The organism is Mycobacteroides salmoniphilum, from assembly GCF_004924335.1.
Lineage (GTDB): Bacteria > Actinomycetota > Actinomycetes > Mycobacteriales > Mycobacteriaceae > Mycobacterium > Mycobacterium salmoniphilum.
Genome location: NZ_CP024633.1, coordinates 302,058 through 317,586, shown reverse-complemented (window position 1 = coordinate 317,586; position 15,529 = coordinate 302,058). Strand labels below are relative to the sequence as shown.

The window sequence follows — 15,529 nt, the reverse complement described above, 5'->3', positions numbered from 1 at the left end:
AGAGATCCAGGAACTCCTACCGGGCCAGGTTATCGGCGAGCTGCCCAGCCGCGCCAAACAGCTCCGGATGCCAATGCTCCAGAAGCGCGGTGTTATCGGTGTCATTCGGGTGGAATCCGGGCTTGTTGTATTCCCGGAGGCGTTGGCGGACAGAGATTTTCACAAACGGCGAATGACGCAGGGCTAGCAGGCTACGGACCAGCCTGATCGGGTTGTACGTCGCGCGGTCCCGCAGCAAAGACAAGGTCGTGAACGCCACCGTGCTACCGATGAAGGCGAGGGTGACCAGACGCATGGTCCAGATGCGGCGGCGTTCGCTGCCGCCCACGGTCCGGTACACGTCGAAGGCGACGGCACGGTGTTCCGACTCCTCGTACGCATGCCACAGCAGCATCTTGCGCACCTCGGTGGAGCCGAGCAACGCCCGCGCGTCCTCATCGCCCAGCAAAGTCTCGGCGAGCACGGCGGTGTAATGCTCGAGCGCTGCGGTGATGGCCAGACATGTCAGCGGGGACAGAAATTTTTCGTACAGGCGCAGCACCGCACGCGTGCGGCGATCGGCGAACCGCGTGGGATAACCCATGTCCTGCAGGCGTTCATTGAGCGCGACATGCTCGCGGCTGTGCGTCACTTCCTGCCCGATGAAGCCCCTGACTTGTTCTTTGAGCTCGGGATCGACCACCTCATCCGTGTGATTGCGGACCGAGCGGACAAAGAAGTCCTCCCCCTCTGGAAAGGTAGCGGACAGGTACGCAATGACGTGACTCATCACGAGATCACCCTGGACATAATGGTGCTGCAGGCCACCTTCGGGATAGCTGAAACGAATACGGCGAGCACGAACCGGCCGCGCCTGGATACCAGTCATGGGTGTTCTCCTATCGCGGGTTCTATCCGGGTCAGTAATTCGGCGAAGAAGCCGCGCACCTCGGCGGCCTTCTTCCTGGCGTCCTCACGAGTCAGGTCATACAGACCAAGACCGTCATAGAGCGCCGTGACGGATCGCAACAACAGCGCGGCATCAGGCTTGGCCGCTAGCTCCGGGAAGAATTCAGTCGAGGCAGTCAGCAACACCTCGAGGTAGGTGTCGTCCCAGGACCTCATCAACGCACGGAGCTCGGCATCGTGCCTGGCCGCAATCGATAGCTCGGTGAGAGCTCGGCACTCCGGTTCCTCATACAGCGACCACAAAATTTCCAGGGCAGCAGCCGGGGTGCGTTCCTCAGGGGTTAGCGACGCGAGACGTTCCTGGAAGTAGACAGCTCGATTTGCTACGAGCTGGCTGGCCGCCGCGTTGACCAACGCCGCCTTGGTCGGAAAGTGGTGGGCCAGAGCGCCACGCGACACTCCGGCCCGCCGCACTACGTCGTTAGTGGAAGTCGCCGCGTAGCCCTTATCGGCAATGCACCACAGCGTGGCGTCCAGGAGCCGCAGCCGCATCGCCTCGACCCGCTCCACACGGGAGACCCGGATATAGTCGTCCGAGTGTCGCCTTCTGCCACGCGTCCCCGACATGAGGTCACGGTAGCCCGAATGTCACAGACAGGCAAGCCTGCCTGTTAATGAGATGGTGCCCTAGACCGCCTCCAACACGGCTCGCAGCTGCTCCAACTCATCGTCGGTGCCGTCGACGTGCGGGCTGATCCGCAACACCGGCCTGGTCATCTCGAACGGCGCGCGCACGGTCTCGGCAGCGGTCGTCACGATCGCGTGTTCCGCGATGAGGCGCGCCCGCACCGCGACGACGTCCATGTCGCCGACGGGCTCCAGGGTGGTGATGGCACTGGGCTCGTCCACGGATTCGACAACCCGCCAATCCTTGAGTTCCCCCAGGATCTTTCGTGCCGATCTTCCGCGCTCGGCCAGGGCACCTTGAACCTCCGCGGCACCGGCCACCAGATGCTGCCCCAGGGCAACCGACAGCCCCACCCAGCCCGCGACATGCGCCTCGGTGTGGCCCGCCCACTGCGGAACCAGATGCGCAAGAGACGGATTGACGGCAAGCACACCCACCCCGCGGGGCCCGGCCAACCACTTGCGTGACGGTGCGTACATGGCGTCCGCACCGTAGGTGCACTCGACATGGCCAAGGGCCTGAGCGGCATCAACCACGACGGGAACCCCGGCCGCCCGCGCGCATGCGACCACCTCCGCCGCGGGCTGCACCGTACCGCGGTGGCTGCCGATGGCAGTGACATGCACCAAGTCCACCTTCTCACGGCGCAGAAACGCCTCGATCCCGTCAAGATCGGCTCGGCCATCCCCGTCGGCCGGCAGCCACACCCGAGTGAATCCGAAGTGGTTCATGATCATCAGATTGGGTCCGAATTCTCCTGGCAAACAAGCGATTACCCGACCCGCATCGGCGGGCCACGCCTGCAGAAGCGTGCGCAACGCATCGGAGGCGCCCGTGGTGAAATGCACCTGAGCCATGGGCATACCCGTCAAATGGCGCACCGCAACCCGACCGGCGTCGAGAACCGGTGTCGCGGCCTCCTGCGCCACGTAACCGCCGATCTGCGCCTCATGTTCGGCGTGCTGAGCCACCGCACGAATAGTCTCGATGCTCTGCCGTGAGCAGGCGGCCGAGTCCAGATGCACACCGAGAACCGGCGGCCTATCATGCCTCCACTGCTCGCCCAGGCTCACCGCTTCACTGCCAGCGATAGTCCGAAGTCATGGGAATCGTCGGTCCACCAGTGCGTCTGATCCAGGCCCGCGGCGGCCAACTCGCGCGCGACACCCTCCCGCCGGAACTTGCAGGACACCTCGGTCAGCATCATCTCGCCCACCCCGAATTCGACGGCGAGATCCAGAGCGTCGATCCTTACCCGCTGGTCGCGCACCGACCGCAGCCACATCTCCATGCGCTCCTGCTCGCTGTTCCACAAGGCGACGTGTTCAAAAGCCTCGAGAGAGAAATCCGCGTCGAGTTCACGATTGATCACCGCCAGCACATTGCGGTTGAAGGCAGCGGTCACGCCGGCGCTGTCGTCATAGGCCCGCACCAGACGCTCGGTATCCTTGACCAAATCAGTGCCCAGTAACAGCATTTCGCCGGATTGCAGCGTGGCTGCGACATCGGCCAGGAACCGCGCCCGCGGCTGCGTGGTCAGATTCCCGATCGTGGATCCCAGGAATGCCACCAGACGGCGGCCCTCCCGGGGAATCCGCCCGAGGTCGTTCTCGAAGTCTCCACAGACGGCGCGGACACGCATCCCCGGATACTCATCGACGAGCGCATCCCCCGCCGCGCGCAGCACCCCGGAATCCACATCGAAAGGGATGAAGGTGCCGGGAGCCAACGCATCGAGCAGCATCCGCGTCTTCTCGGAGGTGCCGCTGCCCAACTCCACCAGGGTGTCAGCGCCGGAGGCCGCCGCGATATCGGCCGCATGGGCCCGCAACAACCCAGCCTCGGTCCGCGTCGGGTAGTACTCCGGCAGCCTGGTGATCTCGTCGAACAGGTCGCTACCGACCTCGTCGTAAAACCATTTAGGGGGAATCGATTTCGCGTCTGCAGTCAGGCCCTGCCGGACATCACGTCGTAGCGCCTCTGCCGCCGCACCAGAGGCTAAGTGATTCTCCAGGGTCATGGTCATAGCGGCGCCACCTCTACCTTCCCATCGCGTACCCGCACCACTTGCCGGTCCGGGATGTCGACCCAGGACGGGTCGTCGTCGTACGGTTCACTGGCCACCACCACACCGTGGGCGGCCTCCAAAATCGACAGGGTGTCACCCCAGGTCGTGGCGATCAACTCATTTCCGTTGGCCGCCAGTATGTTCAGCCGAGCACCCGGATCAGCGGCCCCAACCTGGCGAACCACCTCCCCCAGGTTCTCCAGTCCCGACGCGAATATGCGCGCCGCCAGCACCGCACTGTCCACCACCGATTCAGCCCCGGAGACCTCGCCCACCGCACCGCGATCGACTATCCCGTTGTGCGACAACAGCCATGTTCCGTCCGTGAACGGCGCGACCGCAGACTCGTCGATGGGCATTCCGGCACTGGCGGAACGGACCGCCGCCACCACGCATCGGCTACGCAGCACCGGGGCCACCGAGGCGAAGGAAGCATCACCCCACAGCGGCCGCGCGCTACGCCATCTGCGCGGTTTTCCGTCGGCGAAAAATCCGGCCCCCCACCCGTCGGCATTCACCAGGCCGTGATTTTGGCGCCGTGGCGCATACGACTGCACCAGAAGGCCATGTGGTGGTACGAGTATCAGCGAGGCCAGGTTACGCGGCTCGCCCAGCCAGCCCAGATGACGACACATGCTAAACGTCCCAGGCCAGACGAACGCCGCTGAAGATTTGCCGACGGATCGGATGATCCCAGTTCCGGAAGCTGGGCCGCATGATCGACGGTGCCACCGCCCACGAACCTCCGCGTAGCACGCGATAGTCACCGGCACCCGAACCTTCGAAGAACGGCTCGCTGTACTGCTGGTAGATCATCGGCGTGAAACCGGGCCACGGCCGCAGCGGGGATGTCGTCCACTCCCACACATCACCGAGCATCTGCTCAGCGCCATATGCCGATGCCGACGCCGGGTAGGCCCCGACCGGTGCGGGACCCAGCGCACCTCCGCCGAGATTGGCTCGGTCATGGCTCGGCGGATCCTCGCCCCACGGAAACCGCCGTCGTGCAGAGGCTTCCGGATCCCAGACGCAGGCCTTTTCCCATTCGGCCTCGGTGGGTAATCGCGCACCCGCCCAGACGGCGTAGGCCTGCGCCTCGTGAAAGCTGACATGCTGCACGGGCTCGTCGGGCACGATCTCCAGCTCACGACCGAACCGTGTGAGTGTTCCGCCCCGGTTCCAAAACCTGGGCGCCGTAAGATCTTCCGCGCATCGGTGTGTCCACCCGGCCTCGGTCCAGAATTCCCGGCGCCGGTATCCGCCGTCGGCGATGAATGCCGACCACTCGGCGTTGGTCACCGGAAACCTGCCGATCCGGAAGCTCTTGAGGTCCACCGTATGTGCCGGCCGCTCGTTATCGAGCGAGAACGGCTCGTCGCTCGCATCGACGCCCAGCACAAACGGACCCTCCGGCACCAGCACCGAGGTTCCCGCCACACCGGGGCGTCCCGGCGGCAACGGGTCAACACGCTCCAACAGTGCGGCACCGCGACGAATCGACAAGGCCTGCAACATGGTTTCGTCATGTTGATGCTCGTGGCTGAGCACCATGGCGTAGGTGAATTCGTCCGAAAGCGCCGAACCGTCCAGGGGTAGCGCGTCCAGTCGGTCCAAAACCCGGCCCCGCACCTCGTGACAGAAGGACCGTGCCTGGGCCGGTGAGAGCAGCGGCAGCTGCACCCTGCTGGCTCGTGGGTGCTGGAAGGCGTCGTAGAGGGACTCGATGTCACCGGGCAGCATCCCCGGCGTGCGCGGATCTCCGCCGCGCAGCAGCCATAGCTCTTCCTGCTGGCCGATATGCGCGAGATCCCACACCAACGGACTCATCAACGGGTCGTACTGACGATGCAGCTCGGCATCGTCATGGTCGGTGATCGTCAGCGTGCGTGCGCGTGCCGCTTCAAGATCCCGCGCCAGGTCCTCCCGGATCATTGGGTGGCTCCCGAGAAGGCTCGCTCCACCCCGTATTCGGTGACGTTGTCGATGAAATCGTCTGCAGGGCAACGCCCTTGCTCGACACGCTCCACAAGGAATGCCATATCTGCGGCCAATTCGGGCGGCGCCACCGCGCTCGCCGCCGACACCAGCCGGCGCCCGGCCGCATGCAGGGCCGGATCCGCCAGGCCGACCCGCGCCGCCACCTCCCAGGCGTCACCAAGCGGTTCCACCGCCTCCGCGGCGATATCGGCGACCTGCGGATGATCGAGCGCCGCCACCACGGTGAAGGCCAGCGCGGGCCACCACCAATCCGGCGCGGCATCCAGATACCGCAGCTCCAGCCAGCGCCGCGGTCGCACCGGCGGGAACAGCGTGGTCAGGTGATAGTCGAGGTCTTCGGTGGTGGGAGCACGCCCCGCTAGCTGCACGGACCCGTCGACCCAGGATTCAAACGGCACATGGGTGACAACCGCTTCGGCGCCGTCCTTGTTTCGCACCAGCATGACGGGCGCGCGCAGGGCATATCTGGCCCAGGATTCGGTCGGGTCGGCACCGATCTCGACCGGGGCGCAACGCCGCGGATCCAGCTTCTCCCAGATCCACTGTCGAGTGTTCTGCCGACCGGTACGACGACCCGCGAGCATCGGCGAGGATGCCGACAGCGCCGCCATCGTAGGACCGATCCGTTGCGCCAGCGCGAACCTGTCCCGCCACTGACGTGGTGTCCCGGATTGCAGATTGACCTGCAATGACGCCGTACAGGTCATCATCTGCAGCGCAGTTTCGCCGTACCCACCGGCGCCGAAATGGCTGGCCATCGCCGCATATCGGGCCCCGGGATTGACGCGCTCGGGTGCGCGCAACGGGTCGGTGCCCAGGCTGGCGAGTGCAATCCCGGCGTCACGATACGTCGAGGTCAGGATCTCGTGATCGGCCCGCATCGAGGAGATTGCGGACCACACGTCGGCACGCGGAGGGCCGGAGAGTTCGACGGCACCGCCCGGTTCGAACGTAATCGCGCTGGATCCGGGCAGGTCGGGAACCGAGTCAGCGACGTCATGGAGGCGGCGCCAGGTGACTCGGCGGTGCGGAGCCGTCAGCTCGACGGTATGAGATTCCAGCTCCAGCCCGACCGTGCCGACATGTGCGTCGGCGAAAGACTGCCGAGCGATGTGCTCGGCAGCCTCGTCCGCGTTCGACAGTGTCTCCACTGTCGCCGTGGTGGCCATCTCTCCAATGTTCCATAGGCCACCGACAAGTAGCGCTACTTCGGCTGGAGGCGGGCTCCGCCGTCGATGCGAATCGTCTCGGCGTTCATGTAGCTGTTGGTGACGAGTTCGAGCGCCAACGATGCGAATTCTTCGGGGTTACCCAGGCGCTGCGGGTACAACACGTTCGGCGCGAGGCGGTCCTTGAACTGTTGCGCGGACTCACCCTCACCGTAGATCGGGGTGTCGATGAGGCCGGGTGCGATGGTGTTGACGCGAATGCCGACAACCGACAGATCGCGCGCGATCGGGAGGGTCATGCCGACGATGCCGCCCTTGGACGCCGAGTACGCGGCCTGACCTATCTGTCCGTCGAACGCCGCAACGGAGGCGGTGTTGACGATGGCGCCGCGCTCACCGAACTCGTCAACCGGCTCTTCCTGGCTGATCGCGGTGGCGGCGAGACGGATCAGGTTGAACGAACCAATCAGGTTGATGCCGATGACCTTGGAGAAGATGTCCAGGGAGTGGGCCGAGGCGTACTGGCCGTCCTTGCCGATGGTACGTCCGGGCCATCCGACGCCCGCGCAGTTGATGAGGACGCGCACCGGGCCGAGTTCCTTGGCGGCGTCGACAGCGGCGATACCGTCGGCCTCGCTGGTGACATCGGTGTGCACGAAGGCCCCACCGAGTTCCTTGGCCAGAGCCTCACCCTTTTCGTCCTGAACGTCGGCGATGACGACCTTGGCGCCCTGCTCAGCGAGCAGGCGAGCAGTTGCGGCGCCAAGACCCGAGGCGCCACCCGTGACGATTGCAGACACACCATTGATATCCATGAGCCGCACCCTAACCGATTGGTTGGTTGGGAGATCGAGGCCCCATAGGCTTTGTATTCGTGACCGATGACCGACTCGCCATCCAAGATCTCGTCGCCCGGTACGCCAGTGCGGCAGACCGCCGCGACGTCGACACACTCGTCGGATTGTTCTCCACCGACGCCGAGCTGGTGCGCCCTCCCGCCCTGCTCCGACGGGGTGATTCGGCGGCCCTGCAGGGCCGCCAGGCCATCGCGGATTCGATTGTCGCGGCGCTTGCGCCGCTCCATGCGACCTACCACCTCCTTGGCCAGCAGTCGGCGATAGTCAACGGCGATACCGCGACGGGCGAGGTCTACTGCATGGCGCACCACATCTATCTCCGCGGCGATGAGCATCGCGATAACGTGCTGGCCGTGCGCTATCTCGATACTTACGAGCGCGGACCCACCGGTTGGGTCTTCACCCGCCGTGAGCCGGTCGTGGTGTTCAGCGAGGACCGGCCAGTTCGAGTCGGCTAGCGCACTCGGCCATCTCGTCGAGCACCGCCTCCATGGTGGTGGCGCGCCGCGAGGCCGAGAGCAGCATGCGCCCCGCCCCGGCCTGTTGAGCCTGGTCCAGCGCCGCCTGATCCACGCGATGCAGACCATGGCCGAGCACGAGATCGATCTCCGCGGGATCTCGACCCCTGTCGGCTGCCGCCGCGCGCATGACGCCCACCGCGGCCGACAGGTCCTCACCGACCAGACCCAGCGGTTGAAAGCCGTTGCCCAGTCGCCCCGCTCTGCGCGCCGCGGCCTTGCTGTGCCCGCCGACGTACAGCGGGACGCCCTGGGGCTGTGTGGGTTTGGGATACGAATAGGCGTTCCGGAACCGATAGAACTCACCGTCGTATTCGGCGGGACCGTCGGTGGACCACAGCGCACGCATAACCGCGATGGCCTCATCGGTGGCCCGGCCCCGACGATCGAAATCGCCGCCGCACGCCTCGATCTCCTCACGCATCCACCCCACACCCAGGCAGATTCGTAGCCGCCCCCGGCTCAGCCGGTCCAGGGTGGCCAGGCGCTTGGCCAGCACCACGGGATGGTGGTCCGGTAGCACCAGCACGCCGGTGGACAGCCCCAGGGTCGTGGTGGCACCCGCGATGAAGGACAACAGCTCCAGCGGGTCGGGGATATCGACGTCATCGGGCAGGTGCGACTGCCCGGTCGGCGAATAGGGATAGGTGCTCTGCGTATTTCCGATGACGACGGCATGCTCCACCACGGAGATCTCGCTGAATCCCAGCCGCTCTGCGGCACGCGCGAATTCAAGGATCTTGTCTGGTTCCGCGGTAATCCCGAGCTCCACCGGAGCAACAACACCGATCTTCACCGCCACCTCCATTAACCCGTGCCCGCCGCATCCTCAGTGTCTAATACGTGAGATGAGCCTGATCACCGACCTCCGCGCGACGTCGCGTCTGGGCATCATGGTGGCCGTGACCGCCGCAGCGGTGGGCGTTATCTACGGATACGACTCCTCCAACATCGCGGGAGCGCTGCTGTTCCTCACCGATGACCTACACCTTTCCACCCACGACCAGCAGGTAGCCGCCACCGCTGTGGTGATCGGCGAAATCGTCGGCGCACTCATCGGTGGGCCACTGTCCAACCGGATTGGCCGGAAGCGGTCAATGGTCTTGGTGGCGGCAACGTTTGGAATCTTCTCCCTGCTGTCCGCACTGGCCGTCGACCTGACAACCCTGGTCGCGGCCCGAACGCTGCTTGGGGTGACGGTGGGAATCTCGGTGGTGGTGGTTCCGGTGTTCGTCGCCGAGTCCTCTCCCACCAAGATCCGCGGCTCCATGCTGGTGCTCTATCAACTGGCCTGCGTAACAGGGATCATCGCCGGGTACCTCATTGCCTGGGCGTTGTCGTCCACCGGCAGTTGGCGACTGATGCTGGGCCTGGCAGCCATCCCGGCCGCGCTGGTGCTGATCGCCTTGCGCAAGCTCCCCGACACCGCACGCTGGTACATGATGCGTGGTGACCGCGCACGTGCGCGTGAGATCCTCGCCGCGGTAGATCCGGATATCGATATCGACCACGAGCTCGACGAGATCACCGAGGCACTGCGGGCCGAGGGCGGCGGTTCAGTGCTGGCGCGGTTACGAGAGATGGTCACTCCGCCCTACAACAGAGCGACTTTTTTCGTTGTCGGCCTTGGCTTTTTCATCCAGATCACCGGCATCAACGCCGTCGTCTACTACGGACCCCGCATCTTCGAGGCGATGGGCATGTCGGGATACTTCGCCAAACTCGGGCTCCCCGCGCTCGTCCAGGTGGCGGCGCTCGTGGCGGTGTTCGTGTCCATGTCGACCATCGACCGAATGGGGCGCCGGCCCATCCTCATGATCGGCATCACCATCATGATCATCGCCGACGCGCTACTGGTGGGCGTGTTCGCAATCGGCGGATCGTCATTCGGCGGCGTGCTGACCGTTCTCGGATTCCTCGGCATCGTGCTCATCGCGGTGGGCTTCACCTTCGGATTCGGCTCGCTGGTGTGGGTGTATGCGGGCGAGAGCTTCCCGGCGCGGCTGCGCTCGTACGGGGCCAGCGCCATGTTGACATCAGATCTGGTGGCGAACGCCATTGTCTCCATGTACTTCCTGACGTTGTTGACCGCGCTCGGCGGTGTGGTGGCGTTCGGTGTCTTCGGCGCCCTCGCCCTAGTCGCCCTCGTGTTCGTTTATCTGCTGGCACCGGAGACCAAGGGCCGCGACCTCGAGGAGATCCGGCACTTCTGGGAAAGCGGGGGCAAGTGGCCCGAGACGTAGCAGGCGGCGTGATAGTCGGGATCGACATCGGCGGATCCAAGACCCGCGCACTGGCCGTCTCGGATGGCACGGTGATCGGCGAGGCGCTGGCCGGGAGCGCGAATCTGCAATCGGTCACCGAAGAACAAGCGAAAACCGTATTCGCCGATATCTTTTCCCAGCTGAACCGCGACGACATCTCCCGCGTGAGTGCCGGATCGGCCGGTGTGGACACCGAAGAAGGTGCACAGACCCTGATTCGGCTGCTGCGACCGTATGCACCCCATGCCACCATCACCGCGGTGCACGACACGCAGTTGATCCTGGCGGCCGGCGGTTTGAGGGCAGGTATCGCGGTGATATCCGGTACCGGATCGGTGGCGTGGGGAAAGCGCGCCGACGGCGCCACGGCGCGAGTAGGCGGTTGGGGATACCTACTCGGGGACGAGGGCAGCGGCTACGGAGTGTCGAGAGCTGCTGTGCGGCACGCGCTCTCTCTGTCCGACAGAGGTGACCCGCCTGATGCGCTCTCGCGGAAGTTCACCTCCGAGTGCGGTGTGAGCGAACCCGCCCAGCTGCTCGACCATTTCTATGCCCACCCCGAACGGCGGTACTGGGCCAAGATGGCAGGGCTCGTTTTCGACCTCGCCGCGGCCGGTGACGAGGCCGCGGAGGTGATCACTAGACAAACAGCTATCGACTTGGCCGCGTTGATCGAGGGTGTCTGCATACGATTGGGCCCTGGACTGCCCGTGGTACTCGGCGGAGGGCTGCTGGTCAACCAGCCGGGCTTGGTGGCCGATATCATCGAACGCACACGCACCACAGGTGTTTCGGATATTGCTGTGCTGCAACGGGAACCGGTGTTTGGAGCATTGGCCCTAGCCGGGGCCGACGTCGACGGATTGGAGAAGGCATGACCGCGGGGACGCATATGGCTGACGAGATCCGCCAGCAGCCGACCGTATGGGGGCAGCTGCTTTCCGACGGCCGGGGCGCTATTGCGGAGGTGGCCGCGAAGATCGTCGAATACAGGCCCCGCTTCGTGCTCTTTGTCGCGCGCGGGACCAGTGACCATGCCGCGCTGTACGGCAAGTACCTGACCGAGATCATCCTGCAGATCCCCGCGGGGCTGGCCTCGCCGTCGACCATGACGACCTACGGTGCGCGACCCGACCTTTCGGGTGTGCTGGTGATCGGTGTCAGTCAATCGGGCGGTTCCCCCGACCTGGTGCAGACGCTGTCGGTGGCACGTGAGCAGGGCGCACTGACCGTGGCGGTGACCAACGCCCCGAAATCCGCGCTGGCGACCGCCGCGGAATACCACGTAGACGTGTTGGCCGGGCCCGAACTCGCCGTCGCCGCCACCAAGTCGTACACCGCGCAACTGCTGGCGCTGTACCTATTGCTCACCGATGTGGGGGGCCGCGACAATACGGCGGTCAACCTGCTCCCGGAGCGCGGCGAGGAGATCCTGCACAGCGCCGTCGTGCAGCAGCTGGCTACCCGCTACCGCTTCGCATCACGCTTGGTCACCACCGGTCGCGGTTACTCATACCCGACGGCGCGCGAGGCGGCCCTCAAGCTGATGGAGACGAGTTATCTTTCTGCGCAGGCATTCTCAGGAGCCGATCTGTTACACGGCCCACTGGCCATGATCGACCCCCAGGTTCCGGTGATCGCGATCGTGCCCGACGGAGTTGGGGGCCGCGCCATGAACGATGTGCTGCATCGGCTGGCCGGACGCGGCGCGGATGTGTGCTGCGTGGGGTCTGCCGATGCGGTAGCGGCCACCGGCTTGGGTGTGACCCTGGAACCGACGCTCGAGGAGCTTTCGCCCATGTTGGCCATTCTTCCGCTGCAGCTCCTCGCGATGCAGTTGGCGATCGGGCGCGGCGAAAACCCCGATGTACCAAGAGGTTTATCCAAGGTGACCGAAACGCTGTGAAGCGACAGTGACCATGCCCGGGTTCTTCGATATGCACGTGCACGGCGGTGGCGGTGCGTCATTTGGAGACAATCCTGAAGCCAATCGTGTTGCTGCAGAATGGCATCGGTCACATGGCACCGTCGGCATGCTGGCCAGCCTGGTGACCCTGGCGCCCGATGAGATGCTCGGCGCCGTGCGTGTGCTTGCCGGGATGGCGGGCGGCGATGGCATCGCCGGGATACACCTCGAAGGCCCCTGGCTGTCACCGCGGTACGCCGGTGCTCACGATCCACGTCTGCTGCGCACACCGGACCTCGCCGAGCTGGAGCTGCTGCTGGACGCGGGGGCCGGGCACATTCGGATGGTCACCATTGCGCCCGAGCTACCGGGCGCGATCCCGGCCATCGAGTTACTCGTCGCGCGGGGCGTGGTGGCCGCGGTGGGACATACCGATGCCACGTACGAACAGACATTGCAGGCCATTTCGTCTGGCGCGACGGTTGCCACCCATCTCTTCAACGCGATGCGCCCGATCCACCACCGCGAGCCCGGCCCCATCCCGGCGCTCCTGGAAAGCCCCGAGGTGACCATCGAGTTGATCGCCGACGGTGTCCACGTCCACCCCGCGATCTACCGAATGGTGCTGGCCACGGTGGGCCCCGACCGGATCGCGCTTGTCACCGATGCGATGTGTGCGGCCGGAATGCCGGACGGTGCTTATCAATTGGGACAATTGCCGGTCACCGTGGCCTGCGGCGAGGCGCGGCTGCCCGATGGCACGATCGCGGGGAGCACCGCGAGCATGGCCGACCTGTACCGGTTCGCGGTGACCCAGGCCGACCCCGCGGTGGCCACCCTACAAACCTCGGTCAATCCCCTACGTGCGGTGCGTGTTCAGGCGGCGTCGTAACGGGGTCCGATGATCTTCGCGATCCCCAGCAGCCGTTGGTAACTTTCCGGGCCCGCCGAGCATCCGCGTAGATCGGTCGCGGTGTTGCGAACCCTGGCCAGCAGACGCGAGCAGGACATGCGCGCTCCGTCGTTCGTAATCATCACGTAGGAACCAACTACCGCGTCATCATCTCGGTGCAACGAGCCGATCACGTACCTCCACTGCGCGGAGTCGTGCACGGTTTGCTTCGCACACCTCAACCACATGTTCATCTCGCTGAAGGCGAAGTCCCGTGCCTCAGCATCCGTGGGGAAGACAGCGATACTTTGTGCAAGCTGCACGTTCCACGGTGAGCTGTCCTGCAAGTACTGCTCGTGCGCGGCCATGTACGGGCCGCGGTCGTAGGTGGCCACCGACGGGCGGACCACGCTGCCGCAGTCCGGTCTGTCCGTCGTCAGATCGGAGAGGGCGTTAAGTCGATCGACGATCGGAAAAGCCGCTCCCATAACCGAAGACGCCTCTTGTGGCGTCACCATCAGATCATCGATCGCTGCGGGCGGCACGATCGATCCCGGTTCGGTGTGAGCGGGTGGCGCCATAAACACCCCGGCCGCCATCAGCACGACCGTCATTGCCGATGTCCTCATGGCTCAGACCTCCCACACCCGCGGGCCGACGATCTTCATCAATTCGAAGGCGCGCTCACCACCACTTTTCGACACCGTTGAGCAGGTACGAATATCGATGGCGACATTGCGTTCTCCGAGAAGCACGTGCTGGCATGCCGCGTACGCGGCATCGTTCCTTCCGTAGCCGACGGCCAAGACGTTGTCGACCTGCGTGACGCCGCGGATGTCCACGGTCGCCGCCAGAGTGGTGCCGTCGATCGACTGCTCGGAGACATTGATCGTCTGCTGTTCACACTTGCGCCAGCGATCGGCCTCGGTCCGCGCGAAGTCTCGGGCCTCCTCATCCGTGCTGAACACCGCGACACTTTGATCGACCAAGGTGAACCAGCCGGAGTGATCCCATAGTGCTTGGGAGTGCGCCGCCACGTAGGAGGATCGGTCGTAGCTCGACACAGAAGCCAACACAACGCTTCCACAATCCGGCCGATCGGTATCCGATGCGAAGGTCGCACTCTGCCGGTGGATGTTGGGTAGACCGACGCCCATGACCTGTTCGGCCTCCCGCTGGGTGAACATGAGGCGGTCGATCGCCGCGGGCGGCACGTGTGGCGAAGGTTCGGCGCGTGCGACGGCCGGGTAGACGGCGCCCAGCGCCACCATCAGCGCACCCACCACCGATCGCATGCGCTTCCCCCTCCCTAGCCCTCGATTGCTGTGTATTGAACTCTAGGACGCGACGCGACGCAGCTCCTTGGCCAGCTCGGCCGCATCCGGTGGCTGCGCCCCGGGCCGGGTGCAGGTCAGCGCCGACGCCACTGCCGCGCGGCGCAATGCCTCGGGCAACGCGAGCCGCCGCCGATAGAACCCGTCGAGGAAGGCGCCGGTGTAGGTGTCGCCGGCCCCGACGGTATCGACGACGATGACCTCATGAGCCGGAATGGGCAGCGGCCGTGACTCGCCCCGCCGGAAGGCCAGCGATCCCGCCGGCCCGCAGGTGACCAACGCGATTCCCATGCGCGAGTGCTCGTCGAACCAGCGGCCAACCACGTCCTCGACCGAAGCACCCGGGTACAGGAATTCGAGGTCTTCGGTGCTGGCCCGCGCCACCTCCGCAATGGACAACCACGGGGCGATGCGCGCGGCGTACGTTTCTCTGTCACCGAGAAGCGTCGGGCGCACGTTCACATCGAAGGTGAGCGGGGTGTCCGAATAATGCTCGACAATCCAGGCCCGTAGCGCCTCGCGGCCCGGCCAGAGGACGCTGGCGATCGAACCCGCCCAGATCGCCACCGGGGCTGGCGCTGGATCTGGAAGTAACAGCGGATCAACATCATTGGTGGTTCCCTGCCAATAGAACCGATACCGCGCGACGCCGCGCTCGTCGAATTCCGCAATGGCCAATGTCGTCGGGACCTCGTGCCGCATCACCAACGACTCGTCGACACCAGCCTCGGCCAGGTTGTCGATGCACTGGCGCCCGAACGCATCGCGGGACACGTGCGTGAGCAGCGCGGTCCGCATGCCGAGCTTGGCAGCCGCGACAGCGGTGTTGTACGGGCCCCCTCCGGGTATCGATCGCCACAGCCCATCGGACGCGGGCACCACGTCCACCAGTGTCTCGCCGCAGACGATGAGGCCATCTCTGTCGGGCACGTTCCCGAGGCTACCCG

Annotated in this window: 17 protein-coding genes; 5 read left to right on the top strand and 12 right to left on the bottom strand. The window is 65.3% G+C overall.

All coding sequences use genetic code 11. The features are described 5' to 3' along the window. Positions 1-16: 16 nt before the first annotated feature. The 8 genes from DSM43276_RS01605 to DSM43276_RS01570 are packed head-to-tail and all read right to left on the bottom strand — an operon-like array spanning position 17 to position 7,626. Positions 17-868, bottom strand: a complete 852-nt coding sequence (locus DSM43276_RS01605; protein WP_078330508.1) for a metal-dependent hydrolase — start codon at positions 866-868, stop codon at positions 17-19. Continuing rightward, the gene (locus DSM43276_RS01600; RefSeq protein ID WP_078330509.1) at positions 865-1,515 is read right to left on the bottom strand and encodes a TetR/AcrR family transcriptional regulator; all 651 of its coding nucleotides are present in this window, start codon (positions 1,513-1,515) and stop codon (positions 865-867) included. Before DSM43276_RS01600 ends, DSM43276_RS01605 begins: the two co-directional genes overlap by 4 nt. 60 nt (positions 1,516-1,575) lie before the next feature. After that, complete coding sequence (gene egtE, locus DSM43276_RS01595; protein ID WP_078330510.1) at positions 1,576-2,649, bottom strand: ergothioneine biosynthesis PLP-dependent enzyme EgtE; 1,074 nt, start codon at positions 2,647-2,649, stop codon at positions 1,576-1,578. Beyond that, complete coding sequence (gene egtD / locus DSM43276_RS01590) at positions 2,646-3,596, bottom strand: L-histidine N(alpha)-methyltransferase (protein WP_211196746.1); 951 nt, start codon at positions 3,594-3,596, stop codon at positions 2,646-2,648. The genes egtE and egtD overlap by 4 nt, the downstream gene beginning before the upstream one ends. 2 nt (positions 3,597-3,598) lie before the next feature. Next, entirely contained in the window at positions 3,599-4,279 is a 681-nt protein-coding gene (egtC, locus tag DSM43276_RS01585; protein WP_078330512.1) for an ergothioneine biosynthesis protein EgtC, read from the bottom strand. Position 4,280: 1 nt separating this feature from the next. Continuing rightward, positions 4,281-5,576 (bottom strand): ergothioneine biosynthesis protein EgtB, encoded by a 1,296-nt coding sequence (egtB, locus tag DSM43276_RS01580; protein ID WP_078330513.1) that lies wholly within the window; start codon positions 5,574-5,576, stop codon positions 4,281-4,283. After that, on the bottom strand, positions 5,573-6,811 hold the full coding sequence (gene egtA, locus DSM43276_RS01575; protein WP_078330514.1) for an ergothioneine biosynthesis glutamate--cysteine ligase EgtA: 1,239 nt from the start codon (positions 6,809-6,811) through the stop codon (positions 5,573-5,575). Before egtA ends, egtB begins: the two co-directional genes overlap by 4 nt. A 35-nt stretch (positions 6,812-6,846) precedes the next feature. Continuing rightward, positions 6,847-7,626 carry an SDR family NAD(P)-dependent oxidoreductase gene (locus DSM43276_RS01570; protein WP_078324369.1) on the bottom strand — a complete coding sequence of 260 codons (780 nt, stop codon included), beginning with the start codon at positions 7,624-7,626 and terminating at the stop codon, positions 6,847-6,849. 59 nt (positions 7,627-7,685) lie between these two features. Between DSM43276_RS01570 and DSM43276_RS01565 the strand changes: the two genes are divergently transcribed. Next, entirely contained in the window at positions 7,686-8,126 is a 441-nt protein-coding gene (locus DSM43276_RS01565) for a nuclear transport factor 2 family protein (protein WP_078330515.1), read from the top strand. Here DSM43276_RS01565 and DSM43276_RS01560 read toward each other — a convergent pair. Then, positions 8,095-8,982, bottom strand: a complete 888-nt coding sequence (locus tag DSM43276_RS01560; RefSeq protein WP_078330541.1) for an LLM class F420-dependent oxidoreductase — start codon at positions 8,980-8,982, stop codon at positions 8,095-8,097. The two genes, DSM43276_RS01565 and DSM43276_RS01560, sit on opposite strands and share 32 nt — an antisense overlap. Positions 8,983-9,034: 52 nt before the next feature. Between DSM43276_RS01560 and DSM43276_RS01555 the strand changes: the two genes are divergently transcribed. The 4 genes from DSM43276_RS01555 to DSM43276_RS01540 are packed head-to-tail and all read left to right on the top strand — an operon-like array spanning position 9,035 to position 13,248. After that, entirely contained in the window at positions 9,035-10,429 is a 1,395-nt protein-coding gene (locus DSM43276_RS01555; RefSeq protein WP_078330516.1) for a sugar porter family MFS transporter, read from the top strand. Beyond that, entirely contained in the window at positions 10,414-11,328 is a 915-nt protein-coding gene (locus DSM43276_RS01550) for an N-acetylglucosamine kinase (RefSeq protein ID WP_078330517.1), read from the top strand. The genes DSM43276_RS01555 and DSM43276_RS01550 overlap by 16 nt, the downstream gene beginning before the upstream one ends. Positions 11,329-11,342: 14 nt before the next feature. Next, complete coding sequence (locus DSM43276_RS01545) at positions 11,343-12,356, top strand: SIS domain-containing protein (protein WP_078330518.1); 1,014 nt, start codon at positions 11,343-11,345, stop codon at positions 12,354-12,356. Between the two features lie 7 nt (positions 12,357-12,363). Then, positions 12,364-13,248, top strand: coding sequence for an N-acetylglucosamine-6-phosphate deacetylase (locus tag DSM43276_RS01540; RefSeq protein WP_234803067.1), 885 nt, complete (start codon positions 12,364-12,366; stop codon positions 13,246-13,248). Here DSM43276_RS01540 and DSM43276_RS01535 read toward each other — a convergent pair. The 3 genes from DSM43276_RS01535 to DSM43276_RS01525 are packed head-to-tail and all read right to left on the bottom strand — an operon-like array spanning position 13,233 to position 15,512. Then, entirely contained in the window at positions 13,233-13,862 is a 630-nt protein-coding gene (locus DSM43276_RS01535) for a sensor domain-containing protein (protein WP_078330519.1), read from the bottom strand. The two genes, DSM43276_RS01540 and DSM43276_RS01535, sit on opposite strands and share 16 nt — an antisense overlap. Positions 13,863-13,880: 18 nt before the next feature. Beyond that, positions 13,881-14,543, bottom strand: coding sequence for a sensor domain-containing protein (locus DSM43276_RS01530; RefSeq protein WP_078330520.1), 663 nt, complete (start codon positions 14,541-14,543; stop codon positions 13,881-13,883). A 42-nt stretch (positions 14,544-14,585) separates the two neighbouring features. Then, entirely contained in the window at positions 14,586-15,512 is a 927-nt protein-coding gene (locus tag DSM43276_RS01525; protein ID WP_078330521.1) for a PfkB family carbohydrate kinase, read from the bottom strand. Positions 15,513-15,529 lie beyond the last annotated feature (17 nt).